The organism is Aquabacterium sp. T101 (genome assembly GCF_057219775.1).
The window spans coordinates 100,842-125,481 of record NZ_JBXVVZ010000007.1 but is presented as its reverse complement, the minus strand read 5'-3'; the positions used below and the strand labels follow the sequence as shown (position 1 = coordinate 125,481).

Annotated in this window: 28 protein-coding genes and 1 tRNA gene; 8 read left to right on the top strand and 21 right to left on the bottom strand. The window is 67.0% G+C overall.

Annotation, left to right across the window (positions count from 1 at the left end):
* Positions 1 to 78 precede the first annotated feature (78 nt).
* Genes AC2EAQ_RS16140 through AC2EAQ_RS16130 form a run of 3 tightly spaced genes read right to left on the bottom strand, consistent with a single transcriptional unit; the run spans position 79 to position 2,839 of the window.
* Positions 79 to 756 carry a TetR/AcrR family transcriptional regulator gene (locus tag AC2EAQ_RS16140; protein WP_484645372.1) on the bottom strand — a complete coding sequence of 226 codons (678 nt, stop codon included), beginning with the start codon at positions 754 to 756 and terminating at the stop codon, positions 79 to 81.
* A gap of 14 nt (positions 757 to 770) precedes the next feature.
* Positions 771 to 1,532, bottom strand: coding sequence for a SapC family protein (locus AC2EAQ_RS16135; protein WP_484645371.1), 762 nt, complete (start codon positions 1,530 to 1,532; stop codon positions 771 to 773).
* Positions 1,529 to 2,839, bottom strand: coding sequence for a hemolysin family protein (locus AC2EAQ_RS16130; RefSeq protein WP_484645370.1), 1,311 nt, complete (start codon positions 2,837 to 2,839; stop codon positions 1,529 to 1,531). Before AC2EAQ_RS16130 ends, AC2EAQ_RS16135 begins: the two co-directional genes overlap by 4 nt.
* 46 nt (positions 2,840 to 2,885) lie before the next feature.
* Between AC2EAQ_RS16130 and AC2EAQ_RS16125 the strand changes: the two genes are divergently transcribed.
* The gene (locus tag AC2EAQ_RS16125) at positions 2,886 to 3,713 is read left to right on the top strand and encodes a symmetrical bis(5'-nucleosyl)-tetraphosphatase (RefSeq protein ID WP_484645369.1); all 828 of its coding nucleotides are present in this window, start codon (positions 2,886 to 2,888) and stop codon (positions 3,711 to 3,713) included.
* On the opposite strand, the gene AC2EAQ_RS16120 is transcribed toward AC2EAQ_RS16125, so the two are convergent.
* A complete protein-coding gene (locus tag AC2EAQ_RS16120; RefSeq protein ID WP_484645368.1) occupies positions 3,695 to 4,909 on the bottom strand; it encodes a cation:proton antiporter in 1,215 nt (404 codons plus the stop codon). The two genes, AC2EAQ_RS16125 and AC2EAQ_RS16120, sit on opposite strands and share 19 nt — an antisense overlap.
* 76 nt (positions 4,910 to 4,985) lie before the next feature.
* Between AC2EAQ_RS16120 and AC2EAQ_RS16115 the strand changes: the two genes are divergently transcribed.
* Positions 4,986 to 5,070, top strand: a tRNA-Ser gene (locus AC2EAQ_RS16115).
* A 70-nt stretch (positions 5,071 to 5,140) separates the two neighbouring features.
* Here the strand turns inward: AC2EAQ_RS16115 and AC2EAQ_RS16110 are convergent.
* Both AC2EAQ_RS16110 and AC2EAQ_RS16105 read right to left on the bottom strand, forming a co-directional pair.
* Entirely contained in the window at positions 5,141 to 5,812 is a 672-nt protein-coding gene (locus AC2EAQ_RS16110) for an HNH endonuclease (protein WP_484645367.1), read from the bottom strand.
* A gap of 519 nt (positions 5,813 to 6,331) precedes the next feature.
* Positions 6,332 to 7,132, bottom strand: a complete 801-nt coding sequence (locus AC2EAQ_RS16105) for a TIGR04255 family protein (protein WP_484645366.1) — start codon at positions 7,130 to 7,132, stop codon at positions 6,332 to 6,334.
* A gap of 192 nt (positions 7,133 to 7,324) precedes the next feature.
* On the opposite strand from AC2EAQ_RS16105, the gene AC2EAQ_RS16100 reads away from it, so the two are divergent.
* Complete coding sequence (locus tag AC2EAQ_RS16100; protein ID WP_484645365.1) at positions 7,325 to 7,519, top strand: hypothetical protein; 195 nt, start codon at positions 7,325 to 7,327, stop codon at positions 7,517 to 7,519.
* A 188-nt stretch (positions 7,520 to 7,707) separates the two neighbouring features.
* Here the strand turns inward: AC2EAQ_RS16100 and AC2EAQ_RS16095 are convergent, their stop codons facing one another.
* The 7 genes from AC2EAQ_RS16095 to AC2EAQ_RS16065 form a co-directional block, all read right to left on the bottom strand.
* Positions 7,708 to 8,700 carry a hypothetical protein gene (locus AC2EAQ_RS16095; RefSeq protein ID WP_484645364.1) on the bottom strand — a complete coding sequence of 331 codons (993 nt, stop codon included), beginning with the start codon at positions 8,698 to 8,700 and terminating at the stop codon, positions 7,708 to 7,710.
* 29 nt (positions 8,701 to 8,729) lie between these two features.
* Positions 8,730 to 9,560 carry a S1 family peptidase gene (locus AC2EAQ_RS16090; protein WP_484645363.1) on the bottom strand — a complete coding sequence of 277 codons (831 nt, stop codon included), beginning with the start codon at positions 9,558 to 9,560 and terminating at the stop codon, positions 8,730 to 8,732.
* A gap of 1,422 nt (positions 9,561 to 10,982) precedes the next feature.
* Positions 10,983 to 11,198, bottom strand: coding sequence for a hypothetical protein (locus tag AC2EAQ_RS16085; RefSeq protein ID WP_484645362.1), 216 nt, complete (start codon positions 11,196 to 11,198; stop codon positions 10,983 to 10,985).
* On the bottom strand, positions 11,195 to 12,274 hold the full coding sequence (locus tag AC2EAQ_RS16080) for a hypothetical protein (RefSeq protein ID WP_484645361.1): 1,080 nt from the start codon (positions 12,272 to 12,274) through the stop codon (positions 11,195 to 11,197). The genes AC2EAQ_RS16085 and AC2EAQ_RS16080 overlap by 4 nt, the downstream gene beginning before the upstream one ends.
* Positions 12,271 to 12,750, bottom strand: coding sequence for a hypothetical protein (locus tag AC2EAQ_RS16075; RefSeq protein WP_484645360.1), 480 nt, complete (start codon positions 12,748 to 12,750; stop codon positions 12,271 to 12,273). The genes AC2EAQ_RS16080 and AC2EAQ_RS16075 overlap by 4 nt, the downstream gene beginning before the upstream one ends.
* A complete protein-coding gene (locus tag AC2EAQ_RS16070; RefSeq protein WP_484645359.1) occupies positions 12,740 to 13,222 on the bottom strand; it encodes a hypothetical protein in 483 nt (160 codons plus the stop codon). The genes AC2EAQ_RS16075 and AC2EAQ_RS16070 overlap by 11 nt, the downstream gene beginning before the upstream one ends.
* 1 nt (position 13,223) lies before the next feature.
* Positions 13,224 to 13,607: a hypothetical protein gene (locus AC2EAQ_RS16065; protein ID WP_484645358.1), complete on the bottom strand. Its 384-nt coding sequence runs from the start codon at positions 13,605 to 13,607 to the stop codon at positions 13,224 to 13,226.
* Positions 13,608 to 14,137: 530 nt separating this feature from the next.
* On the opposite strand from AC2EAQ_RS16065, the gene AC2EAQ_RS16060 reads away from it, so the two are divergent.
* Positions 14,138 to 14,296, top strand: a complete 159-nt coding sequence (locus AC2EAQ_RS16060) for a hypothetical protein (protein WP_484645357.1) — start codon at positions 14,138 to 14,140, stop codon at positions 14,294 to 14,296.
* A 578-nt stretch (positions 14,297 to 14,874) separates the two neighbouring features.
* On the opposite strand, the gene AC2EAQ_RS16055 is transcribed toward AC2EAQ_RS16060, so the two are convergent.
* The 3 genes from AC2EAQ_RS16055 to AC2EAQ_RS16045 all read right to left on the bottom strand — a co-directional run bounded on the left by AC2EAQ_RS16055 (position 14,875) and on the right by AC2EAQ_RS16045 (position 19,351).
* A complete protein-coding gene (locus tag AC2EAQ_RS16055) occupies positions 14,875 to 17,190 on the bottom strand; it encodes a phage NrS-1 polymerase family protein (RefSeq protein WP_484645356.1) in 2,316 nt (771 codons plus the stop codon).
* Positions 17,191 to 17,790: 600 nt separating this feature from the next.
* A complete protein-coding gene (locus AC2EAQ_RS16050) occupies positions 17,791 to 17,979 on the bottom strand; it encodes a helix-turn-helix transcriptional regulator (RefSeq protein WP_484645355.1) in 189 nt (62 codons plus the stop codon).
* Between the two features lie 148 nt (positions 17,980 to 18,127).
* A complete protein-coding gene (locus AC2EAQ_RS16045) occupies positions 18,128 to 19,351 on the bottom strand; it encodes a tyrosine-type recombinase/integrase (RefSeq protein ID WP_484645354.1) in 1,224 nt (407 codons plus the stop codon).
* Positions 19,352 to 19,596: 245 nt separating this feature from the next.
* Between AC2EAQ_RS16045 and AC2EAQ_RS16040 the strand changes: the two genes are divergently transcribed.
* The 4 genes from AC2EAQ_RS16040 to AC2EAQ_RS16025 all read left to right on the top strand — a co-directional run bounded on the left by AC2EAQ_RS16040 (position 19,597) and on the right by AC2EAQ_RS16025 (position 21,564).
* Complete coding sequence (locus AC2EAQ_RS16040) at positions 19,597 to 19,848, top strand: hypothetical protein (protein WP_484645353.1); 252 nt, start codon at positions 19,597 to 19,599, stop codon at positions 19,846 to 19,848.
* 137 nt (positions 19,849 to 19,985) lie between these two features.
* Entirely contained in the window at positions 19,986 to 20,555 is a 570-nt protein-coding gene (locus AC2EAQ_RS16035) for a cysteine dioxygenase family protein (protein WP_484645352.1), read from the top strand.
* Positions 20,556 to 20,565: 10 nt separating this feature from the next.
* Positions 20,566 to 21,012, top strand: coding sequence for an SRPBCC family protein (locus AC2EAQ_RS16030; protein ID WP_484645351.1), 447 nt, complete (start codon positions 20,566 to 20,568; stop codon positions 21,010 to 21,012).
* Positions 21,013 to 21,042: 30 nt separating this feature from the next.
* Positions 21,043 to 21,564 (top strand): SLOG cluster 4 domain-containing protein, encoded by a 522-nt coding sequence (locus tag AC2EAQ_RS16025; protein WP_484645350.1) that lies wholly within the window; start codon positions 21,043 to 21,045, stop codon positions 21,562 to 21,564.
* Positions 21,565 to 21,588: 24 nt separating this feature from the next.
* Here AC2EAQ_RS16025 and AC2EAQ_RS16020 read toward each other — a convergent pair whose 3' ends face one another.
* The 5 genes from AC2EAQ_RS16020 to AC2EAQ_RS16000 form a co-directional block, all read right to left on the bottom strand.
* Entirely contained in the window at positions 21,589 to 21,909 is a 321-nt protein-coding gene (locus tag AC2EAQ_RS16020; protein ID WP_484645349.1) for a thioredoxin family protein, read from the bottom strand.
* 73 nt (positions 21,910 to 21,982) lie between these two features.
* Entirely contained in the window at positions 21,983 to 22,675 is a 693-nt protein-coding gene (locus tag AC2EAQ_RS16015) for an urease accessory protein UreH domain-containing protein (RefSeq protein ID WP_484645348.1), read from the bottom strand.
* A 12-nt stretch (positions 22,676 to 22,687) separates the two neighbouring features.
* Positions 22,688 to 24,103: an oxygen-independent coproporphyrinogen III oxidase gene (gene hemN, locus AC2EAQ_RS16010; protein ID WP_484645347.1), complete on the bottom strand. Its 1,416-nt coding sequence runs from the start codon at positions 24,101 to 24,103 to the stop codon at positions 22,688 to 22,690.
* Positions 24,104 to 24,147: 44 nt separating this feature from the next.
* A complete protein-coding gene (locus tag AC2EAQ_RS16005; protein ID WP_484645346.1) occupies positions 24,148 to 24,387 on the bottom strand; it encodes a hypothetical protein in 240 nt (79 codons plus the stop codon).
* Between the two features lie 10 nt (positions 24,388 to 24,397).
* Positions 24,398 to 24,619: a hypothetical protein gene (locus AC2EAQ_RS16000; protein WP_484645345.1), complete on the bottom strand. Its 222-nt coding sequence runs from the start codon at positions 24,617 to 24,619 to the stop codon at positions 24,398 to 24,400.
* Between the last annotated feature and the right edge of the window lie 21 nt (positions 24,620 to 24,640).

Below are 24,640 nucleotides of genomic sequence, written 5' to 3'. Positions count from 1 at the left end.
GGTTAATTCAAGGATCGGTGCAAACCCGCAGACCCGGCGCGGGCCCGCGCCGCCGTGGCCGGAGGATCCCCGCCGCCGCTAGCGGCGGACGAAGCGCACGATCATCTCGATGATGCTGTCGCGACGCGCGATCAGCGCCGCCGGCGACTCGAAGTCGCGCTGGAAGATGAGCGAGAAGGTGTGCCGGTTGGACACGTGGAACACCGCCAGCGCCGAGATCGACATGTGCAGGTCCACCGCGTCGATGCCGCCCCGGAAAATGCCTTCCTTCTGGCCGCGCTCGAGCACGGCGCGCAGCCCCTCGATGGCGGGCACGTTGAGCTCGCGGATGGTGCTGCTCTGGGCCAGGTACTGCGCACGGAGGATGTTCTCGCTCTGCACGAGCCGGGCGAACTCCGGGTGGCCCCACTGGTAGTCCAGCGTGTGGCCGACCAGCTTGCGCAGCGCGTCCTCCGGCGGCAGGTCCTCGAGGTGCGCCTCGGCCTCCATCGCGCGCATGCGGCGGTAGGACTCCTCCAGCACGCGAAGGTACAGGCCTTCCTTGCTGCCAAAGTAGTAGTAGATCATGCGCTTGCTGGTGCGCATGGCCTCGGCGATGACGTCGATGCGCGCCCCGGCCAGGCCCTTCTCGGCGAACTCGCGCGTGGCCACCTCGAGGATGTCGGCCATCGTGCGCGCTGGATCGTTGGTGCGCGAGGCCTGCGCCTTCTTGCGGGTGGGCGCCTTGGCGCGGGCGGAATGTACCGGGCGGTCCATTCCGCCAGTGTAGGTCAGGCGGCCGGCAGCGCGTCGGCCTCGATGCGACGCTCCAGCAGGTTGCGGAACATGCCCATCGAGAAGTGGTGCGCGTAGATCATCGAGAGCATGCCGCTGCGCTGCAGCTTCAGCACCGCCTCGTCGGACAGCGCCTCGAAGCGCGCCTCGTCGAGCGCCAGGAAGCCGTCCACCGTGAGGCTGCGGCCGTCCGGCAGCGTGGCGTCGAAGCGCTTGGTCTGCAGCAGCTCCAGGTCGAGCAGCGCTCGGCCGAACAGCCGGGTGCGGTGCGCCTCGCCCTCGAACTGCTCGAGGAACTCCTGCCGGGCGCGGAGCTGGGGCGTCGGCTCCCCCTGGGCGTCGAACAGCGGCTCGCCGGGGCCGGACCCGTCGATCGACAGGGCATCGGCAGCCTCGTCGATCACCAGCACCACCCGGTCGGCGTCGGCCGCGGCCAGGCCCAGCGGATAGCCGCGCAGCAGCGCGGGCACGTAGTGCGCCCCCCAGCTGCCGTCGCGGCGCAGCATCAGGTTCTCGCCCTTGGCCAGGCCGAGCACCGCCATGGGCGCCACCTCGCGCTGGCCGTCCGGGCCCTGGCCCGCCTCGACGAACACGATCGGGTACTCGCGCGACACGTCGACGAACTCGACCATCGTCACGAACAACGCGTTCATGCCCGCGGTGCGGTCGAAGCGGGTGCCCGCGGCCTTGAGGCTCGCGCGCAGGTGGACGTTGCGGTCGATCGGGACCGGACGGGAAAACAGTTGGGGGTCGATCAAGTGGGCTCTCCGGGGGCTTCTTCGGTCATGGGCGTGGCCAGCACCTTGTCGACGCGCTTGCCGTCCATGTCGACGACCTCGAATCGCCAGCCGTCCCATTCCACGCGGTCGGCGGTGCCGGGCAGGCGCCCGAGCAGAAGCATGATCATGCCAGCCAGCGTGTTGTAGCGCCCCCGGTCTTCCTCGGGGAGCACCTTCAGGTCCAGGCGGTCCTTCAGCTCGGGCACCGGGATCAGGCCGTCGAACAGCCAGCCGCCGTCGTCGCGCTGCACGGCCCAAGCGTCGTCGTCGGCCGGCGCGCTGAACTCGCCGGTGATCGCCTCCAGCACCTCGCGCACGGTGATCACGCCCTGCACCTCGCCGTACTCGTCCACCACGAACACGAGCTCGGCGTCGGAGCCCCGGAAGTGCTCCAGCAGTTCCATGCCGGTGAGGGTCTCGGGCACGAACACCGGCGGCGAGAGGTAATCGGCGATCGAAGGCGTCTCGCCGCGCGACAGCGCCGGCAGCAGCGCCTGCGCCGACAGCACGCCCACCACGTCGGTCAGGTCGCCGCGGCACACCGGATAGCGCGTGTGCTCGTGCGTGGCCATCAGCGCCAGCGTGTCGGCCAGCGGCGCATTGGCGTCGAGCCACGCGGTCTCGCCGCGCGGGATCATCATCGAGCCGATCTGGCGCTCGTCGAGCCGGAACACGTTGCGCACCATCTGGTGTTCCTGGTGCTCGATCACGCCGGCGTCGAGCCCCTCCTCCAGGCTGGCGGCGATCTCCTCTTCCGTGACGCTGCGGCTGGTGTCACCCCGCACGCCCAGCATGCGCAGCACCCCTTCCGTGCTCATCGACAGCAGCGCCACGAACGGCCGCGTGGCGGTGGACAGCCAGTTCATCGGCGTGGCCACGAGGCGCGCGATCGTCTCCGGATACAGCTGGCCCACGCGCTTGGGCACCAGCTCGCCGAAGATGATGGTCAGGAAGGTGATGATCACCACCACCAGGCCGGTGGCGGTCCAGCCGGCGGCCTGCGCGCCGAGCATCGGGAAGGTCTGCGTGAGCCATGCCCCGAGCGGCTGCGAGAACGCCGCCTCGCCGACGATGCCGTTGAGCACGCCGATCGACGTGATGCCGATCTGCACCGTGGACAGGAACTTCGTGGGCTTCTCGTGCAGGTCGATGGCGGTCTGGGCGCCATGCTCGCCGGCTTCCACCATGACCTGCAGGCGGGCCTTGCGGCTGGCGGTGAGCGCCATCTCCGACATCGCGAAGATGCCATTGAGAAGGATCAGGAAGGCAAGTAGCGCGACGTCCATTCGAACGAGGGCAGTCCGGGGGCGGTCAGCGTAGCAGAATCGCCCCATGCACTATCTCGTGGGCGACCTGCAGGGCTGCTGCGACGCGTTCGACCGGCTGCTCGCGCAGATCGGCTTCTCGCCGTCGCGCGACTCGCTCACCGTGCTGGGCGACCTGGTCAACCGCGGCCCGCAGTCGCTGGCGGTGCTGCGCCGGCTGCGTGCGCTGGGCGGTGCCGCCGACGCCCTGCTCGGCAACCACGACCTGCACCTGCTGGCGGTGGCGCACGGTGTGCGGCCCGAGCACCGCAACGACACGCTGCGCGACGTGCTGGACGCCCCCGATCGCGACGCCTGGATCGACTGGCTGCGCCAGCGGCCGCTGGCGCTGCAGCGTCACGGCTGGCTGTGCGTGCATGCCGGCGTGCACCCGGCCTGGGACGCGGCGCGCACGCTGGCGCTGGCCGGCGAGTTGCAGGCGATGCTGCGCGGGCCCGACCTGGCGGGGTTCCTGCCCCGCATGTACGGCAACGAGCCGGCGCGCTGGAGCGACGCGCTCGAAGGTGCGGACCGCTGGCGCTGCGCGATCAACGTGCTGACGCGCATCCGCTTCGTCGATCCGCGCGATGGCACGCAGGACTTCAAGGTCAAGGAAGGCGCCGACGCCGCGCCGCCCGGGCTGGTGCCGTGGTTCGACGTGCCGGGCCGCGCCAGCGCAGGCGAGGCGGTCGCTTTCGGGCACTGGTCCACGCTCGGCCTGATCAACCGGCCGCGGCTGCTGTCGCTGGACACCGGCTGCGTGTGGGGCGGCGCGCTCACCGCCGTGCGCGTGGACGGCGGCCGGCGCGACGTGCTGCAGGTGCGCTGCGACGCGGCTCAGCGCCCCGGCGGCTGAGCCCCCACGCCGACGCCCAGCCGGCGCAGCAGCGGCGTCACCGCGGGCACGGTGATCATCGTGCTGGCCACCGCCATCACCAGCAGCGCGGTAAAGGCGTCGGCGCTGATGAGCTGCTTGTCCAGCAGCACGTTGGAGAAGATGATCATGATCAGCGCCTTGGTCTGCAGCAGCAGGCCCACGGCCAGCGTCTCGTCGCGCGACCAGCCGAGCACGCGGCCGGCCAGTCCTACGCCGGCCAGCTTGCCCGCCACCGCCGCCACGAGCAGCAGCGCCGCGGCGACGAACACCGCGCCGCCGCCCACGCCCCACTGCGTGCGCAAGCCGGTGGACAGGAAGAACACCGGCATCAGCACCAGAAGCACGTTGTCGCGCAGCATGTCCATGCGGCGCTGGTCGAACCAGTGCGCGTCGAGCACCGCACCGGCCAGGAACGCGCCGATCATGAAGTGCAGGCCGCACCAGTCCGCCCCCAGCGCCACCAGCGGCAGCCACACCACCGCCACGTACCAGCGGTCGCGCTCGGGCAGGCGCGGCATGAAGCGTCGGATGGCCCAGGCGGCGAGCGCGAACACCGCCAGGAACAGCGCCTGCCGGCCCAGGCGGGCCCAGTCGGCCAGGATCAGCGCCAGCACGGCCCAGATCGCGATGTCGTCCAGGCTCGCGTAGCGCAGGATGCGCTGGCCCAGCGGCGCGCGCAGGATCTGCATCTTGTCCATCAGCAGCACCAGGATCGGCAGCGCGGTGACCGTGCAGGCCATGCCGATGCCCAGCATGAACTGCCACGGCTGCGCCAGCGGCCCGGCCCAGCCGCCGCCCAGCAGCACGGGCAGCAGCAGCGCCGCGCCGCAGCCCAGCAGCAGCGGCACCGCCAGCGCCAGGCCGGCCGTCACCGCGGCCTCGCGGCGCTCGGCCCAGGCGGCGCGCAGGTCCAGTTCGACGCCGGCGACCCATACGAACAGCATCACGGCCCACCAGGCCACGCCGTTGAGCGCGGTGACCACCGGCGGCGCGAAGACGAAGTGGTAGTAGTCCGGGAACATGGCGCCCAGCACGCCGGGGCCGAGCACGATGCCGGTGACGATCTGCACCACCACCAGCGGCGCCCAGTAGTCGGTGCGCCCGAGCCGCCACACCAGATAGGGCACCGCGAAGATTATGATCATCGCGACAAGGAAGATCTCGGTGGTGTTCACGCGCGGCGGAGGGGAATGCGGCGGGCGCGGAGTTTCGCATGGGGTGGGCGGCCGCCTGCGCGACAATCGCCCCGCAGGAAGCGTGGCCGAGCGGTTTAAGGCACCGGTCTTGAAAACCGGCGACGGGCAACCGTCCGTGAGTTCGAATCTCACCGCTTCCGCCGCATGGCGAGGAATCACGGGGATAGAAGGGACGATCGACCCCGTTCCCACCATCCGAACCGCCAAAGTCTAGATGGTCAGTCGCACTCCGAGTCGCGGGCTATTGAGCGGCGGCAAACAGAGGGTCCCAGACTGTCGCTGAATCATTTCAAGCGACCCCGCAATGTCAGCGTCAAGGTCGGCAAGTTCGACTTGCAAGTCAGCGGTTGAAACTAGCCCAGCCTTGGCACGCTTCTCTAGCGTGACCCTGTTGGCCTTGAGCTTGGAAAGTTCGTCCTCAAGCAACCCAAGGATGTGAAGTTGCATCTTTCGGAACTTGACCTGTTCCGCCTCGTTCAGTTGGAGCAGGTCTTCCATGTGCTCACCATGCACACTCCTCGGCTTGACTTGAGAGGTGCTCGCATCAAACCGCAAATGGTCGGCCATCACATGATCACACGGGTTGACTACGCGGGGTCCCTTGTCCTCGTCATTGGGCCAGTCGTCGGCTTTACGCGAATTACATGGGCCACAACAATAGAAGAGATTTGCGTAGGTGCAGCTTAGTGCCTTGAACTTGGATTTTGGTCGATAGTGATCGACGCTGAACGCCTCCCGAGACAATGTGTCCGGTGTGCGGCAATAGACGCAGACGCGAGCAAACTCGTGCTGCAGGTAGCGCTTATAGGTCTGATAGCGCCTGAACTGCCGCGGCACCAGTTGCCGCTTATGCAGGGTCTTGGGGAAATGGAAGAGGCTCAAAACCTAGGTAGGCAAGCCCAAGCGCGCGGCACGGGCTAGGCGGCGATCCCGAAGAGCAGCGACCTGTTCGATCGTGTGCTCGGTCGCAGCGAGTTGAGCCTCCGTCACCCGCGGTGCAAGCTCAAGCATGCGCCCATCAAGAATTGCCAGACGGGCAGCGACTTCCGCGCTAGCCGCACCTCCCGCGTACTTCGCAGCTAGCAAACGTATACGCTGCTTCGCAATGTCTTCAACCGGTGACGAGGCCTTGACATTCGCATTGGCTGGCTGGATCGAAGATCGAGGACGTTGGGTCTTGAGGAGCACCTCGCCTGTTCGAGCTTGCGCGACGGTCCCTGCGTCGCTAACGAACAAGTCAAAGCTGGTGCTGTCGAGCAAATTGAATTGGGTTACCCACGGTCCTTGGTCGCGGTGCGGTGAGCCGTGAGAAAGGCTCCCCGGCGTAATCTCCTCCCACCGGTAGATCGGCTCTTGTGCAGTAGTGGCCTGTACGTTCACATCTTGTGAGAGAAACATGCTCTACGCCTTCAGTTGATTACGCGCTCTGTCACCAAGCGCCCACTCGAACAAAGAGTATGCCTGTACACGCATCGCGTCGAGCGCAGGGAGGGCATCAGCCACCGTCACAACGTCTCGGTAAACATCGATGTCCAGCACGTAGTCGGGGACGCGAGAGTTCTCCTCGTCCTTATCGACTGCGTCCATCGCCTTTGACTTCAAGCCGTACTGCAGAAGGCACCCTCCGCCTTCGCCTTGCAGTCGCAGCTTCCCAGCCGCCTCACTGATCCCCTGAAAACCGGCGTCCGTAACGCCGCAAAGTGTGGGGTTTATCCACTCAACCAATGGCGTCTCCCCATCAGTCTTGACGATGTTCACGTAGCGCAGACCGATCCGGGTGAAAAAGTCGCTCTCGATGATCGGAGTGGCAACACGCAACACTTCCGCGACACGCTCCCGCAACTGTTCGAAACGAACATACTTCAAGGTCTCGACGGTGAACGCTTCCTTCTTGACGGTCACGAGCCAGTCACCAAGCGGGGACTTCAGCGTGTGCGAATGCGACGACGCGGCATCCGACATGCCCAGCGTAAGCTCTTTGTGCAGTTCGAGAATCGGGTAGCGTTTGCGCAATCCCTGCACAAAAGGCGCCGGAGGTTCAGCACTGGCGAACTCCAACAACGTCGGGAAGCGAAACTCGCACACAACCTGCCGCGTGTAATTCCGCCTGTATTGGCCATCGTGCGGCGAAATCAGGGGAACCAGTTCGTCAAGTGAGTTCATCGGACCCGTCTCGGAGACTGTGGCGAGGGATTGTGCCATCGCCCACATCGTGACCCCCCCCCCGACTGAACGCACTGGATCGACCAATGACGGCGCCACAGGCAAAGCCAATCCTGATCCCCATACCCCTCGTCACCATCCGCCATGACGCCCTGAGACGCGTGGACATCTAGACATTGGCGACCTCGACAGCGATACTGTATGGACATACAGTTCTAGGCGACTCGACTCATGGACTCGAAAGACTGGCTCGCGCGCTGCGCCGCGCGGCTGCATCAGCAATGGCCCCATGTCCCCGACGATCAGCTACGCGAGGTCGCGGCCGACCTGCAGCGCGAAGCGTGGCGACGAATCGCCGAGCCCGAGCACGCGGCGGCCGAATGGTTGCGCCAGGGCATTCCGGACACGCGCGGCACTGAAGCGTGAACGTAGACGACGTCGCCCCACGCGGTCACATCGCGCGAATGCGGGCCACGTTGGTGCCGTATCGACCCATTGCCCGTGGCCGGACGACGGCCGTGTGTCGGTGGCAGGGGTCGGCCACGTGCTGCCGCCTTCAGACTGTCGGGTCCGGTAACCCGATGCACAAACGTCGGCTGGGCTCTCCGGGCTGCCTACGGGCCATCGTAGGGCTTCAGGTACTGCGCAGGAGACTTCATGTTTAGGTCGGGCGTGTATTGAGCCTGCCATTGGCCAGATTCCCGATCGAAGTGGAACCGGCTATGCGTCTTTCCATCGATCTGCAAAAGCTCCAGCACGCTGTCAGTCGGCACTCTCCACGTGTGCTCATTCTTGTTCTGGCCCTCAAGAATCTCGCCGTCTGGACCTAGGTACAAGGGCTTGCTTCCTACGAACGGGCGTGTGGCGCTGACACTCAGATCAGGATTGAAAACTAGGACCCAGCGTGTGTTACCCACGGATTCGGCATTCACACCTCTGGCCTGTCGCAGGTTAAGAGCGCGGTCCTGACCTTTACGCAACTCGCTCTGTGTCAGAGGGTGCGTTCGCTGACCGCTAAGTTTCTTGTCGTGGGCCTTAGCGATGTCTGCTCGCAGTTGCGAGACTTCTAGGGCTAAACGATCACGCTCACGTGCCGCTTCTTCCCCCGCGGAGAGTTGCTGTGAAAGCAACTCAATTTGGCTTTGTCGCTCCGAGGCCAGCGTATTCAAAGCTTCGCGGTCCTCGCGAAGCGCCCTTATCTGTGCATCGAAAGCGACTTGCAGCGTTACGTGGTCCTGCCGAAGCTTTCGCGCTTCTTGCTCGGTGATGAGCTTCTCTCCTTCGACTTCGTGCTTCAGGTCACTCAGCGCCTTCTGCTGTCGAATCACGAACTCATACACCTTCTTCGCTGGCCAAGGATAGAGGTAAATGAAGGCTAACGCAGTGATCAACGGCGCGACAAAGCCAGTGCCGACGACGTACCACCAGGACGGGTAGAGCACTTCATTGATGAGCTTTATCTTGTAGTCCGGCGCTCCTTCTCCCACCAACACGATCAACAGTCTGTAGTTCCAAATCGCCCATGATGCAGCAAATGCGCCAAACAGGGGGCTTGAAGTTCTGTCGTACAGCGTAGCCTTGATGGAATTCACAATGTCGTTGAGCATTTCACCCTTGCCTTCCTGCTAACCGAGGGTCAGCTCCCAGCGACCCTTCGCCCTGCCACCGTCTCCTCGATGACGCGCCGCTTCCAAACTATGCCAAGCTGCGCCTTTTCAAGGTCTGGGTAGTACCGCCCTGAGTAAAGCCCGACGACAACATCGAGCGTTCCAGCAACCGTTACGTCGGACATCGATCCGTCCCTCTTGCGGTAGGACTCCCCGATGAGTTGCTGACGCGCGATTACGACAGACCCCGACATTCCCTCACGCGTAGCGGTATCTATGACCATTTTCGGCAGGTTGTCGAGATCGAAGGTTGGATCAAGAGCAACCGTTCCTCGCTTCCAAATGGGTGCCGGTGCGTTTGCCAGAACTCCAAACGGGAATCCGACGACAAACACATCCTGCGTCACCCGAAGGTCGAGTGCGGCATCAGCTTCAAGGTTGTTTACCCCTTGAACCTGCTGGCGAGGTATAGCCGCAATGATGTCCGTAACGTCGAGTGCGGCGACATCAACTGCCCGGCCGAGAGTTGGATGTTCAAACCACGTTGGGTGAGAAGGGTCACCGTCGCATAGGGGGGCCCGTAGAAGTTCCCACCTGAGCGCGAAGTACCCGTCCTTGTCGGCGTCAGAGTCCGCGCGAAAGACCCCGAAGACTACGTGATCGGGTAAGCCACCCGTGTCTGACAGTGGCGCGCCGGTCTGGGGACTACGACCTGAGAAGTTGTGCCAGTTGCTCACCAGATAGAGGCGTCCACGCTCCCGCCAGAAGAAGCCGCTGCCAGAGGCAAGGTCGGTGTCACCGAAGCGCATCAGCAGTAATGCGGTTGCGTTGTTCCAAGGGCTCGACAGGTGGCTGGTCAAGTCAGTGCCTCGCCGAGCTTACATGCGCTCATTGATGCTTGCGCCTCTAGAAGGCACGAGCGCCCTTGGCGCCGAGTTGGAAAGATCGGCATTGCGCGCGCAGTTCTCAGCAATTCGGGCATCGCCGAGTGATGTCTGCCTTGTTCAGGGGGAAGTCGCTTTCCGACTGGAGCGACGCGTAGGGGCGCGCCTGAAGAGCCGACCCACAGCACGCCCGACAGCGTAGCTCCACGCCTGAAGCGGTCGATACCGAAGGTGCCCGCCCGGATGCAGTGAGGCACGAGCCGGCGCCGAGCGCGGCGCACGCTGCCCGAGAAACCAACCCGCTAGGAACTCAACCATCGGCGTGACCTCCCACAGCGGGGAGTCTAGGGCCGCAGGGCGACCCGTGCACGAGGCGGCATCCCGCCCTTAGGGGTGTTCCGGCACCAGCGCCCGCTCACCCACGCTACGTCAGCCCGCTAGCAATACGGCATGGTTGAGCATCGAGAGTCGAACCATATGTCGCTGGCGAACAGCGGGAAGACGTAGACCACAGCAAGGCAGACTGAAACAGACGCGAGCGCTACTAGAGTCGCATCGTGGAAGACTTTTTTACTTTCTGGCGCTGAACGCAAGTCTCGCCCGCTCCAAATCGCGGCATGTAAGGCGATCCCAGGTAAGCCCCCTACAACGCATAGAAGCCCAAGGCTCAAGGCGACGGGCAACACAAGCAACATGTAGGCGACGCCTAGAGCCGGCGCCGAAAAAACTCGAGCGACAGCAGACTCCGCAGTGTCAACGAAGCGCCGAAAGAGAACGCTCTCGAAGATGCGCATCGGCTTTGCTACTTGCGCAGTTCAATAGCTAGGGCTTGAGTGGGCTTCCCCGCTTGCGGCCAATAATCGCAGCTACCGGTGAAATGAGAACGGACCACGCGCCGTACCCGATCACCTTTAAGAACAGAACCCCGACTGGAAACGTCTCAGGATTCGAGAGGTACAGGACCGAGGCAACTAACGCAGCCAAGCCGAACGAGGCACCGACACCACAAAAAACTGACGCCACAACTGCCCACCACTGCGGCCAGCGTCGAGCCAGGTGGAAGGGGAGTAATGCACCGACGAACGCAGCAACAGCGACAAACGGCATGGGCTCACCTTTGAGGTACCTGTAGACAAGTCTGCCACCGATCATCGCTGACCAGAAGTGTGGAGTGGCCACGGTAAGCCCGCGAGTTGCTAACGTTCCCTGCGCCCCATTCGTTGCACTTCGCCCAACGTCAGAGCCCGCAGGCCGCCCCGGACGACCATAGTGCGACCGACCCAACGGAGAACGATGGCCCCGCCGCATCCCGGCAACGGCTCCACGGTCATGCCGCGGGCGGTCAGGGCCGCGAGGACTTCCCGCTGCCGGTCACAGGTCGGCCGGACTGCCACGGGGTCAGTCCCGAGGCTTCAGGTCGGCCAGCGACAGCGCGGCCAGTTCGGCGACGACTACGGAGATGCCGGGCCCAGCCAGGTGCACCGCGTGCCCGCGGCCGTGTCGTCGCAGGCTATATCCGGCGCGGCCCTGCACGACACGCACTAGCTCACGCAGCCTGCGATTCGAGGCCGGCACTGCGGCCAGTATTTGGGGGTCGACGAAGCCAGGGGTCATCGCGTCGTCTCCGTGTGGCGAACCTCTCGGATTTCGCCCGCTTGGTCGCGCACGACCTGAGTCGTCGTCTCGCGGGTCGGCAGGCTCACCACGTTGACCGACAGCGGGCCGGGCTCGGGCATCGAGACGACTGCGACGGACAGCGGACCGGCGACGGGCGTGCCGTCTTCTTCGGCCACCATCTGAGGTGTGAGGCCGTACAGCGGCAGCACCTCTTCGAGCGGCTTGCAGTGGACGACTGTTGCCGCCCACGCCATCAGCGCGGCCGTGCGCCCCGTGACCGAGAACCGCAGATTACCGACCGGCGCGACGATCAGGCCACGGTCGATGGCACGTGCCACGAACGGCAGCACGTCGCCCCCGCCATGAATGAACAGTTGCCGACGGTATTGCAGACCCGTTGCAGCACGGGTCCCCATGTCGATGCGGTCCGCGGGGGGCACTTCGTAGTCGATGACGTACCTCGCGCCTTCGCGCTTGTCCTCGGGCGTCACCAGTCCGTCGCACAGGTCACGCGGACCGTTGAGCCGGTACTTCCGGCCGGGCTCGATTGCCTCGACGTGTACGCCACGGTTAATGAGCATTCCCACTTCGTGGTCGACCGAGGGCCCGTCATCACCGGAGAGAACCCAACGGACTTCCGCTGCCACCAACACTCCCTCGGCGGCCTGAAGTACGGCCATCTGCGCACGTGAAGTGGCGAGGTTGGCGGCCATAACGGCTAGGACAAGTCGCCGCGCCTCCGCAGCGCGCTCGCTCTCCGACGCATCGATGGCGGCCTGCCGCAGTCCCTCATCCGGGATGGTCGCCAGCCGATCTTCGAGCGCGACCGCGCGGGCAGCATCCCATGAGCGAAACGCCTCACTTGCCGCCTCGACATCGCGAGTCGCTTTGGCGCTGATCGCGGAACTCTGCACTTGCGTGGCGCGCATGGTCGTCGCGAAGGCGGTGGCGGTCGCCTGCATCTGGCGAAGGGCAGGGTCTGACTCAAGCCAAGCCTTGAACGCGACCGCGGCCGCGCTCTGCGGGTCCGCCGCGCCGGTCGCCGACGCGGCCAGTTCGGTGCTCTGACTCATACCTCGTGCATTCCGAGCACGGCCCGCGGATCAGCGTCGGCGCGGCGCGGGAAGGGCGTCCCGGCGGCTTCGCTGGCCTCGATGAGCGATTCCTCTTCGCACTCCAGCGCGAACACCTCGCGCTCAATGTCGGCCAGCCGCTGCCGGCGATCGGCGAACGTGGGCGTCACAGGAAGGTCCGCCACGTGGCGCATGAGCGCATCGGCGACGACTTCCGGGCCCAACAGCCGCACGAGGACCGGCGCCAGGTCGACGGCACCGTTCGACCCGGGGCGGACGATCAGCAGGCCGTCGAGTTCGCCCGAGAGCAACCGTGCCCGGGCCGTCCGGTCGGAGTCGGCCGCCACGGTGCGCAACCGGCCGAGCACGGTAGCCTGCACGTCGGCCGGATTCGGCGTGATGCTGGCGAAGCCTGCGGCCTCGGACTTCAGGGCCGCAATCTTGGTGCGGATGGATTCGACCTTCTTAAGCGACATGGCGCACCCCCAGGGACTGGCTCAGACCGGAATCGACCCCGACGTATTCGTCGAGACGGCGAATTAGTGCCGAGAGCGGCGCGCGGCGCGCAGCGATGTCGGCTGCGTGCGCCTCGGCCTCGGCGAGTTCTTCGTAGGCCTGCACCAGCGACCGACCAACCCTGCAGTCGTCGAGCATCTGCGCCTCTGACGGCCGCATGCGGCGCGGGTCGGCGTCCTTAAAATGGCGCTCGGTGGATTCCACGAGGGCGCGCAGTTCGGTGAGCTGCGAGTGCGGCAAGTGGAACGGGCTCGCGGCGCTCAAGCGGCGAAGGATCGGGGTGATGACGCCCGGTTCCTGCAGTCGGCGGCCGTCGGCGCTCGCGGTGCCGTAGCGGATGAATTCGACGCGCTCCCGAGCGTGGGCATAGGCGCCGTCGAGTTCGGAGAGTCGGCGCTTAAGGCGCACGAGCTTGGTGTGATTGATCGGCATGTCAGTCGTTCCAGTGGTTGGCGGCAACGAGCCGCATGCGGACCGCGCCCGCGGCGTCGGCGCTCATCTCACGTGCCGAGCCCGTGACTTCGGTCAGCACGGCGATGACCTCATGCAGCAGCATGCCCGATGTGCGGAGGTCGTCGGCTAGGGCTTCGGCACGAGGGCCGAACGCGCGGCAGATTCGAGTGAGGTTGTCCCGCGGGGGCTGCTGTGCGAGCACCCCGTACATGGCGTGACGCCCGGTCCTCATCGCTTCGCGGTCCTCCGCTGTGGGCAAGCGGCCCACCTCGCGGGCTAGCAGGTCGGCAACCGCGGCAGAAAGCCCGAGTTTGAGTGCGTCAGCCCGAACGCTGGCGCGGAATGCGGCGTCGGGCGTGCTCATCGGGTGCCCATCCGCTGCGCCAGGGCATCGGCGTCATTGGCTGCGACGTGCACGAGGGCGCGCTTACCGAGCCGCTGCGTCCGCACTGACGGATCGTTGACGATAGCGTCGAGGAACGGACGGGGCGGGATGCCCAGCCGCTGCGCGGCGTGGGTGTAGCGTTCCCATCGCGTGACGGGGGGCAGAGGGACTTGAAGCATTTCGCGCACCTGATCGAAACCGAAGGTGCGAGAGTGTTGGAACGTGTCGCCCGAACCGTCAATGCACGGCGATTTCGTTTAGATCGGCGAGGTGCTCCACTTGCGCGGAACAGTACGAAGAATTCCTAGGTTTCCGCGGCCGAAAACTCTCGACCGTCGGGCCTCTTCGTCCCCCCGATGCTCGCGAACGTCGAGGGGCCCCCGGAGCGATACCATCGAGCGACTGCGGGGGCACACGCCATGAGGACAGCTTTTCTTCTATCACTTTGCTTGCTGCTGTCGTCATGCGCCTTCAGTGACGACAGCACGTTCACGCTCTACAGAAGTAGCATGACCTCCGCCACGTTGCGCGTGCATGTGGCAACCTTCGACACCGGCGATGGCGAGGCGTACAACAGCGGCAACTGCAACCTTGCAGCCAAGCTATTCAGTGAGCAACCGGGCGTCAGCACCCGGTTCTGGTGCGAGAAGGGCAGATTCAAGAACTGACCCAACGCACGTCCTCGGGCGACTCAGCCGGCGTGCGTCGTGCCCGCGCCTTAATGTCCTCTGGATCGTCAACGTAGAACGGTGCCGACCATCCGCGGGCTGGCGCCCAGTTGCGGTTCATCGGGGGCCAGCCACAAGGCGTCGGGATCGGGTAGTCGCCTGCAGCGGCCGGTGGTTGTGCAGAGGTGTTTGAGTTCATGCTGTGGTCCTCATCGATCACGCCAGGTCGGCGCCCGGTCACTGTCGCGGCTAGCAGTGGCGCCCACAATCGTGGCAGTTGACGATGGCGCCGACCCCGTGCGACGATGCGAATAACGGGCCGCAAGGCCCGTTTCGTTCTATGGATTTCGATTTAACGAGATCCATCGCCCGGGGTGGCGTCACCACAGAGTCAGTGCAGAGTCATGCATCTACAGAGGTGAAACTTCTGTTTTGACTCCATGACTCCATGACTCTAGAGGTATTGAGTACGGCAGTCAGCAATTAGCGCGCACGGTAAATAGCGCCACGCTAATTGGCGCAGCAGCCGTGTGGCAGCCGCCAGCCGCCTGACCCCCCGTGGAGTCAGAGTCATGGAGTCAGAGCGCGCCTTGGGCAACGCTGTACGCTCGTGCCGCCTCGGCCGGCTGCGTGATCGCCAACGCTTGGTGGCCCTCGCGAACGTAGAGCGTCGTCTTCCGACCATCTGGCATCACAGGGTGACTTACCCGCCCGCGGTTCGCTGCGAGCGCCGGGTGTTGAACGTACCCTAGGGCACGAAACAGCGCGTCGCGGCCAGCCCGCGGGAACTGGGCGCCCATCCGCTTGCTTTCGACCACACGCTCGGCCATCACACTGCTGATCCAGCCACCCGCGAACCCCGGACGTTCCTCGTCGATCGCGTCGAGGATCACCTGTTCCACTGGTGTGCGACCGTGCTCGATCGCGACGGCCGTGCCGCTCGTGCGGGGGGCGCGACCTGTGAGCCAGGACTTGCCGAACTCCGACGGTATCGGAAGGGTGTGCAGGTACTCGGCCACGATTGCGTAGCCGTCAGCCTCTGCCCAGGAATACAGGCCCGCTGTGTACACCTCGGAAATGCCGTCCCTCTTCAGGTCGTCGACCGACTGTTGCGCGCAGTGCAGGTGCGCCACCCGTCGATCGTTGCGAGTCGCACGGATGGCGTCGAAGTGGTTCGAGTTCGCAATGAAGTTGCCGCAGATTTCGTCGCTGCGCTGATCGATGCCTTTGCCTTCAATCTCGACGTTCTCACCTGTGATCAGCGGCTTCAGTTTCTCCCAGGCCGCAGCATTGCTACCGATCTTCAAGTCTTCGATGGCATAGAACAGCTTCCCGAAAAGCCACTCGTTGAACTGCGCGGCGATCTTGTCGGCTGCCACCCAATGCGTGTAGCGCTGCCCGATGGCCCGCGCTAGGCAGCGGGAGAAGAACGTCTTGCCGTTGCCCTCGGCCCCGATCAGTAGCGGCATCCATTGGAACTTGATGCCCGGGAACTGCACCGCGCCAGCCATGTAATGCAGCAGCACTTGCCAGTCGTGGGGAAGAAGCAGGCGAAGATGCCGCTCGAAAGGCTCTATCGAACCCACGACGCGGCGCACCTCGATCGGCCAGTAGGTATTGGCGCGAGTCCGACCCTCACTTTCGATCGTGGCGCCGTAGGGTAGTTTCGGCCGGAAGCATGTGCCGTCGACACGCGGTGCAGTCAGCACCTGCGACTCGGTGAACGCTTCCCACGCGTTGCGCGTGGTGCGCTCGTTGCGGGCGTCCATCGCGAACGTGTAGCCGCCGAACTTGGCACGGAATTGATCGGGCTTAAGCAGCGCGCCACCGGGCACCAGGGCACGGTGTTGATCGACGACGTACACACAGCCGGCGAACAGGGCAGCCTGAGCGGTAGCCGAGAGAAACCGCTCCCCGAGGGCCGGTTGCATGGCGGGCGCGTCGTCGGCCACAGGGGTGGGTGGCGCTGGCGGTTCCTTGTCCTGCAGCACGTCGCGCTGCATTGAGCACGCGTTGGCGATCGTGCCGTGGAAGTAGTCGTCGCGGTCGTACTTCTCGCGCACCAGGCTCGACTGCCGCATGAGCCGGCCAATCCGCTCGGCGTCTTTCCCGGTCCAGAACGCCAGGTGCTGCGCCAGCGCGGCGTCAGCGCTCGAGCCGTCGTAGGGGTCAGAGGACGACCGATCGGGCGGGTACGCGGCGGCCAGGACCGTGACGTTGCGCGTCCAAAGGTCTGCGAACGTCGCACGGCCACCGAAGGCGCCGGCAGCCGAGCGCGACTGCAGCGCGCGGCCCAGCAGTTCGGCGTCGTCCGTGGGACCGCGCCAGGCCGGGTCCGGGCCGTCGCCGTGGACGGCGTGCGTCTCGCGCGGCGGGAAGAACCGAGTCATGACGGCGATGGCGTCGGGGCACGTGTCGGCCAACTGCCCATTGGCGTTCGAGCCGAGCATGATGTATCGATCAGCCACATAGCATTCGATCCGCAGCCCGTCGATCGTCTTCTTGTTCGAGTGCGAAGGGGGCGAAGGGTGCCGAAACCACACGTGCAGGCCGCGACCGGACTGCGAAACTTCGGCAACGGCGCCGCGCATCGATTGAAGGATTTCGACCGCACGTGGGTGCCACTTGCCATCAGCCTGCAGCGCGCCATCGATGTCGATGCACCCGAGGTCATCGGCGACCGTGAGCACGAATCCGATCCCGAAGAATTCGGGCGCCGTGGCGGCGATGGCTGCCGCCCGTTCATACGTGCACCAGTTCGCAGGGTCGTGTGCGGTCGCGGGTACGAGGTGATCGGGGTGCAGGGGGTGCTTGTCGCTACGTCGCGCGACGATGAACTGATTGCGTGTCGCCAGGTACGCAAGCGGTCCTAGTGGATGGTCTGGTGCGCCCATCAACGGCCCCCAACCGCCGCACCGAACACAAAGCGCGTCAGTAGCTTCCCGCGCTTCGCAAGGCGCCGAACGCTCCGCTCCATCTCACGGCGTCGTACGTCGTCTGACATTGCGATGGTCACGCACGTGTCGCAGACTGGTGCCTGTTCTCCGGCTTCGTAGTCGAGTAGTTCGTTCGTGACTCCACCGCCGATGCGGTCGAAGGGGCGCCAGCGGTCACAGCCAGGACACTTGAAGCGAGCGACTTGACCGTCGTCGCGGGTGTTCGTATTCTTCACGTGCTTTCCTCTTGAACGCCTCGGCCTGTTTTCCAGACGCAGCCGGGGCGTTCGTTCGTTTTGGGGTTAGGTCAGCCTGCGCCGTCGGCGCCAGTGCTGTACGTCTTCAGCGGTGCACGCGATGCCCCCTGGGCCACGCACGGGGGCGGAGAACCCACGGCGGCCCACAGGGATGCGGCGTCCGGGTAGGGCGTCAGCGGCGGGCGCCACCGAACACGGCGGTCGTGCCGGCAGTAGCGGCCGTTGATACGCGCGACCGTGTACGGCCGCCGCGGCAGTAGCTCGCCGACGGTCAGCAGGCCGGGCGGCAACGGGGCGCGGCTCATGTCCGCCGCGCCTTCCATTGCTCGATATCCTGCACGCGCCATGCTGTCACCCGCTCGGACAACTTCACAGGCTTTGGGAACGTCCCGTTCTTGACGTTGCGCCAGAGGGTGGCCGCACTGAATGGCAGTTGGTCAAGCAGTGGGCGCTGTCGGATGAAAGCGCCGCGGTCCGCGGTCTTTGACATGGCCTGAGACTCCAAGTTTTGTCGTGAGTCGTCAGGTTAACTATCGGAGTGGTATCTGTCGTTCCGGTAAATTGCGGAAGGTGACACGCTAAGGATAGTGCCTAGCAGGCGTTGAGATGTCGCATGATGCGATACCGAGGCAGCCAACCTACGGCCGCGCGGATTTCTTCGGCTCTCGCGACATGAATGCGGCCCACTCTTCCATCATCAGTCTGCGCTTGTCGAACAGGTCGCCGCGCCGGTATGCGGCCTCCACTTTGTCGCCGATGGCGTGCGCGAGCGCCATCTCGGCCACGTCGCGCGGATAGTCGGTCCGCTCTGCAGTCCAGTCGCGAAACGTCGACCTAAACCCGTGGGGCACTGCAGGGACATCCATGCGACGCATGACGGCGGTCAACGTCATGTCCGACAAGACCCCTCCCCGCGGCGCGGGGAACACGAAGTCACTGCCGCCGATGCGCGGTAGCGCGCGAGCGCGCTTCAATACAGCCAACGCAGCCGCGGACAACGGGACTCGGTGTTCCCGTCCCGCCTTCATCCGGTCCGCCGGGATCGTCCAGACCTTAGCCTTTGTATCAATCTCTGCCCAGGTCGCTCCCCGAACTTCGCCTGACCGCGCGGCCGTCAACACGAGGAACTCGAGCGCGAGCGCCCCCGTGCCTTCGGCGGCCCGCAACGCGCGCATGAATTCGGCCATGCCGTCGATTGGCACCGCGGCGTGGTGAACGATGCGCGCAGACCGATTACGGTCGGCCAGTAGATGGTCAAGGTGCCCCTTCCACCGTGCCGGGTTCAGTCCCTCCCGATACTTCCTCACGGTCGCCCAGTCGAGAACCTTCTCGATACGTCCCCGCAACCTCGATGCTGTCTCCGTCTTCCCTTCCCAAATGGGTTCGAGCACGCGCAGCACATGCGATAACTCCACGTCACGGACGATCAGGTTTCCCATGATCGGGTGCGCGTACTGTTCGAGCGTATTGCGCCACTGCTGCCCATGCTTCGCGTTGCGCCAAGTCCTCTCATGAGCCTCGATGTACGCATCACAGCACTGGCGAAACGTCCGCGCTGACGCGTTGGCCGCCCGTAGCGCGCTCTGCGCTGCGCGGCGCTCGGCCACCGGGTCGACGCCCCGCTCGATGGCGTCGCGCTTCTCCCGAGCCTTCTCTCGCGCGCCGGCCAGTGTCACGGTTGGGTAGCTTCCGAGGCCAATCTCGCGTCGCTTGCCGCCCACCACGGTGCGCAGAATCCAACTGCGGGCCCCCGTGGCTGTCACGTGCAGGGCCAACCCGTTGACCCCGCCCACAGCGTGAAGGCCGGGCGCGGTCAGCCTCGACACTGCCAGGGGGCCGAGTTCCTTCGCGATCCTGGGCATTCGTTCCCCTCATTCAACCCACCATAGATGGCGCGATTCGATGATACGGCAGGCCATCGCAAATCGTCTCATTCGCCGCGCCGCTCCTATGAAAGTGAGTCGTCGTGCGATGATCTGACGCCATCTGACCCCCTCTTCTCGCGGACACCGCTTCCGCCAACCCAGGGTGCGTCCACTTGAATTGACAGCCGGTTTCGGCAAGACTGTCTGACACCACCGACCTCGTCGGCGCCGGGGAGACTGCCTTGACCCTGACCATCGTCCTGTTCTTCCTGTTCGGCGCGCTGTTCGGGCTGGTGACCTTTCCCGTGCGCCACCTGTTCAGCGAAGGCCCCACGGCGCGCGACGAGCCCGGCGCGGGCGGCCTGCTGTGGGCGCGACTGGGCTGGACGCTGCTGTGCAGCACGCTGTGGCCGGTGATGGTGCTGACGGGCCTGCACACGGCCTGGCTGCTGGCCCGCCGGCGCGCTGCGGCTGCACGGCTGGCGCGCCGCTGACGCCCGGCCGGGTTCCGGCTCCGCCCCACTCGGCGCCGGGGTGACTTCGGCGCCCTGCCCGGCGCTCCACGAGCGCCCGGTCGCCGGACGCCTGAATGCGGCTTACAGTGCGTCGACACGGCTCCCCCGACGCCCCCATGACCGCCCCTGCCCTCGCCCGCTTCATCGACCAGGCCACGGCCCGCAGCCGGCGCGAGGCCGACCCGGCCGACTGCGTGCTGGCGCTGGCGCCGCTGATGCTCGACCTGATCGATCAGGCGGGCAGCTTCCTGCAGCCGCAGCACTACCGCGACAGCGACGCCGGCTACACGCGCAACCTGGTGTTCGACGCGCACGACGCGAGCCTGTCGCTGTACTCGATCGTCTGGCGCCCGGGTCAGTGGACGCCGGTGCACGACCACGGCAGCTGGGGTGTCGTCGGCGTGCTCGAGGGCGTGCTGGAAGAACGCAGCTACGTGCGCGTGTCGGCCGACCGTGGCGCCGACGAGGACATCGACCTGGTGCGCGGCGGCACGCTGCTGCTGCAGCGCGGCTCGGTGACGAGCTTCGTGCCCAACCCGGACCACATCCACGTGACCGGCGTGCCCGACGACCGCCCGCGCGCGGTGAGCCTGCATCTCTACGGCCGCACGATGAGCGACTTCAACCTCTACGACGTGCCGGCCCGCACGCGCCGCCGCATCCGCGTGGCGCACAACGAGAGCTAGGAGACCGACCATGACCGACCGCACCGTCCGCCTGCACCGCGTGCTGCGCACGACGCCGCAGAAGCTCTACCGCGCCTTCACCGAGCCCGGAGCGATGTGCAAGTGGCTGCCGCCGCACGGCTTCACCGCCACGATGCATCACCTGGACGCGCGCGTCGGCGGCACCTTCCGCATGTCGTTCCATCACTTCGGCTCGGGCAACACGCATTCGTTCGGCGGCGAGTACCTCGAGCTGGTGCCGCACGAGCGCATCCGCTACACCGACCGTTTCGACGATCCGGGCCTGCCCGGCACGATCACGGTCACGGTGGGGCTGCGCGCCGTGGTCTGCGGCACCGAGCTGTCGATCGAGCAGGCCGGCATCCCGCAGGCGATCCCGCTGGAGATGTGCTACCTGGGCTGGCAGGAGTCGCTGACGCAGCTGGCCGCACTGGTGGAGCCGGACATCCCCGGCTAGGCGCCGCGCCCGCGGGCCGACAATGCGGCGATGAACCCTTCGATCCGCAAACCGCAGGTGTCGGTGCTCGGCAGTGCCGAGCCCGGCTCGCCCGCCTACGACCTGGCCGGTGCGACCGGCGAGGCGCTCGCCCGCCTGGGCATCACCGTCGTCAGCGGCTGCGGCAGCCCCGCCACGCGGGTGGCCGCCGAGCGCGCGCAGGCCGCCGGCGGGCTGGTGGTCAGCATCGTCACCCAGGGCGAGATGCCGCCGCCGGACTGGCCCGCCACGGTGGTGATCCCCAGCGGCATGGGCGACGCGCGCAACCTGCTGATGGCGCTGGCCGGCGATGCCTGCATCGTGATCGGCGGCCGCGCGGGCACGATCTCCGAGGTGTGCCTGGCGTGGCTGCACCAACGGCCGCTGCTGCCGCTGGTGGGCTGCGGCGGATGGTCCGACGGCCTGCCGGACCATCCGCCCGACGAGCGCCGCAACGCGCCGATCCTGCCCTGGGGCACGGTGGCCGAACTGCAGTCGCAACTGCGCACGCTGGGGCTGGTGCCCGCGGCCTGAGCCCCGGCCCCGAGGCGGTGGGAGCTAGGCGTCCAGCGCCTGCAGGGCCACCGTCACCGCCTGCGCATCGGCCGGCCGCACCACGCGCGCCAGCTCGCGGCCGTCGCGCAGCACCACCAGGGTGGGCCACAGCTTGATGCGGAACGACCGGCCCAGCGGACGGCCCGGGCCGTCCTCGACGCGCAGGTGGCGCAGGCCGGGGCGGGTGGCCATCGCCGTGGCGATCGCGGGCGTGGCCGCGCGGCAGATGCCGCACCAGTTGGCGCCGAACTCGAGCACGGTGTCGCCGGGCAGCGCGTCGACGTCGCTGCGCGCGGGCTGGTCGGTCTGGTAGGCAGGCAGCATCGGGTTCGACAGGGAAGACGGCCAACGCGACGATGCTAAGGCCTGCGGCCGGCGCCACCGCGGCGCCACGGGCTCAGCCGATGCCGCACCACGCCGCGAACCGGGCCCACAGGCCGTGGCCGAGCGCCCACACGGAGCCGGCGGCCAGCATGGCGCCGGCTGCACGCATCGGCCAGGCCGCGTTGACCACGGCCGCCCCGAACCGGCTGCCGCCGCCGCTGCGGCGCCACAGCGCCGGCCCGAGCCACAGCGCGGGCGACGAGGCGATGGCGAACAGGGCCATCGCTGCCGCGCCCTGCGGCGCGCTCGACGCCAGCGCCGCCACGAGCAGCGCCGACTGCGACAGCGCGCAGGGCCAGGCGATCCACAGCGCCCCAGTGCCCATGCTGCGCACCGGCCCGGCGATGCGCTGCCAGCCCCCCGGCGCAGGCGCCGTCGGCGCGGCGGCCGACCGCTGCAGCCACGCCGGCCACTGGCCGCGCCACAACATCCACAGGCCCACCGCCAGCGCGGCCAGGTGCAGCAGCGTCCACAGCGGGCGCAGCACCGGCGACCACACCAGGCCCTCGCGCAGCGCGCCCACGCTGGCGGCCGCCACGGCACCCGCGGCCGCATATCCGGCCACGCGGGCCACCTGGAACAGCGGCTGCGCCGCCGGCCCGCGCCCGGCCGCCGCCAGGCACGGCGCGGCGCACATGGCCGCGCAATGCGGCAGGCCGGCCAGGCCCATCAGCCCGGCCGCCAGCACGAGCGACCAGCTCTCCATCGCGCGCGGCGCTCAGAGCACCTTGGAAAAGCGCACGACGTGCTCGCCGTCGCCGCCGCGCGGGCGGCCCAGGTAGCCGTCGAACACCATCGCCACCGCGCGCACCACGTACCAGCCGGCTTCGGTGACCTGCACGCCGTCGGCGTCCACCCGCACCAGCCCGTCGGCGGCCATCTCGTCCAGGCGCTGCAGCTCGGCGCCGAATCGCGCCGGCACGTCGACGCCGAACGCGGCGCGGATCTCGGCGAAGTCGAGCCGGCCGCGGCACATCAGGCCCATCACGATCTCGCGCCGCAGCAGGTCCTCGGCGTCCAGCGCGAGGCCGCGCACCGTGGCGAAGCGGCCGTCGCGAAGGTGGGCGTAGTAGGCCTCCAGCGTCTTGGCGTTCTGCGCATGGGTGGGGCCGACGCGGCCGATGGCCGACACGCCCAGGCCCAGCAGGTCGCATTCCGGCTGCGTGGTGTAGCCCTGGAAGTTGCGGTGCAGCCGGCCCTCGCGCTTGGCGATCGCCAGCGCGTCGTGGCGCAGCGCGAAGTGGTCCATGCCGATGTAGTCGTAGCCGCCCTCGCCGAAGGCGCCGATGGCATGGCCCAGCATCGCCAGGCGTGCCGCGCCGTCGGGCAACTCGGCCGGGTCGATGCGGCGCTGCGGCTTGAAGCGCTCGGGCAGGTGGGCGTAGCCGTACAGCGCGATGCGGTCGGGCGCCAGCGCCACCACGCGGTCGATCGTGCGCGCGAAGCGCTCGGGCGTCTGGCGCGGCAGGCCGTAGATCAGGTCCACGTTGACCGAGCCGAAGCCGATGGCGCGCGCCGCCTTCATCAGCGCTTCCACCTGCTCGGCGGGCTGCACGCGGTGCACCGCTTCTTGCACGGCCGGGTCGAAGTCCTGCACGCCGAAGCTCAACCGGTTGAAGCCCAGCGCATGCAGGAAGCCCAGGCGCTCGGGCGTGGCCGTGCGCGGGTCGACCTCGATCGAGCATTCCGCGTCGGGCGCGATCTCGAAGGCCTGCGTCAGCGCGCCCCACAGCCGGGACAGCTCAGGGTCGCTCAGGTAGGTGGGCGTGCCGCCGCCGAAATGCACCTGGGTGACGCGCTGGCGCGTGCCCAGGGCCGACGCATGCATGCGGATCTCCTGCTCCAGCGCGTCCAGGTACTCCGCCGCGCGCTGGTGGTGGCGCGTGACCACCTTGTTGCAGGCGCAGTAGTAGCAGACCGACTCGCAGAACGGGATGTGCAGGTACAGCGCCAGCGGCGGTGCCGACTTGTGCCGCGCCAGTTCCGCCCGCGCCGCCAGGGCGTCGCGGTACTGGCGCTCGCCGTAGCCCTCGTGGAAGCGGTCGGCCGTGGGATACGACGTGTACCGGGGGCCGTTGGTGTCGAGCCGCCGCAGCAGCTCGGGCGTGAAGACTTCGGGCAGGACGGTGCTCATGCCCGCACTCTGCGGGCATGAGGCCGGTCGGGGCTTGACGCGGATCAGTCTTCGGCGCGGCGCTGCAGCAGCCAGCTGCCCGCGCAGGCGGCTGCGCAAACGGCCCAGAAACCGAAGAACGACAGCGTGTAAACGGCCTGCCGCGACAGTTCCACCGGCGCGCCGGCGATGGTGTGCACGTCCGCCGGGTCGACATGGGCGAACACCAGCAGTTCCAGCACCCCGGCGGCCACGAACGCGGGCCACAGGATCTGCAGCACGGCCCGGGTCACGGCCTCCTTCATGGCCGTGCCCTCAGGGCCGGGTGGCGGCGTGGTTGCGGGCCTGAACGGCGGGCGCCGCGTCGCCGGTGCCGCCGGTGGGCAGCACCGGGTCCGGGTTGGCGATGGCGATGGCCAGGGTGGCGAAACCCGCCACCACCACGACCGCCGGGCCGCCGATCACCAGCCACACCATGCCGTGGCGCCACCAGGGTTGCGCCGGAGTCGCGGGGGTGGATGCGGTGGAAGTGCTCATGGGGTCTCCTCGGTACTTGGG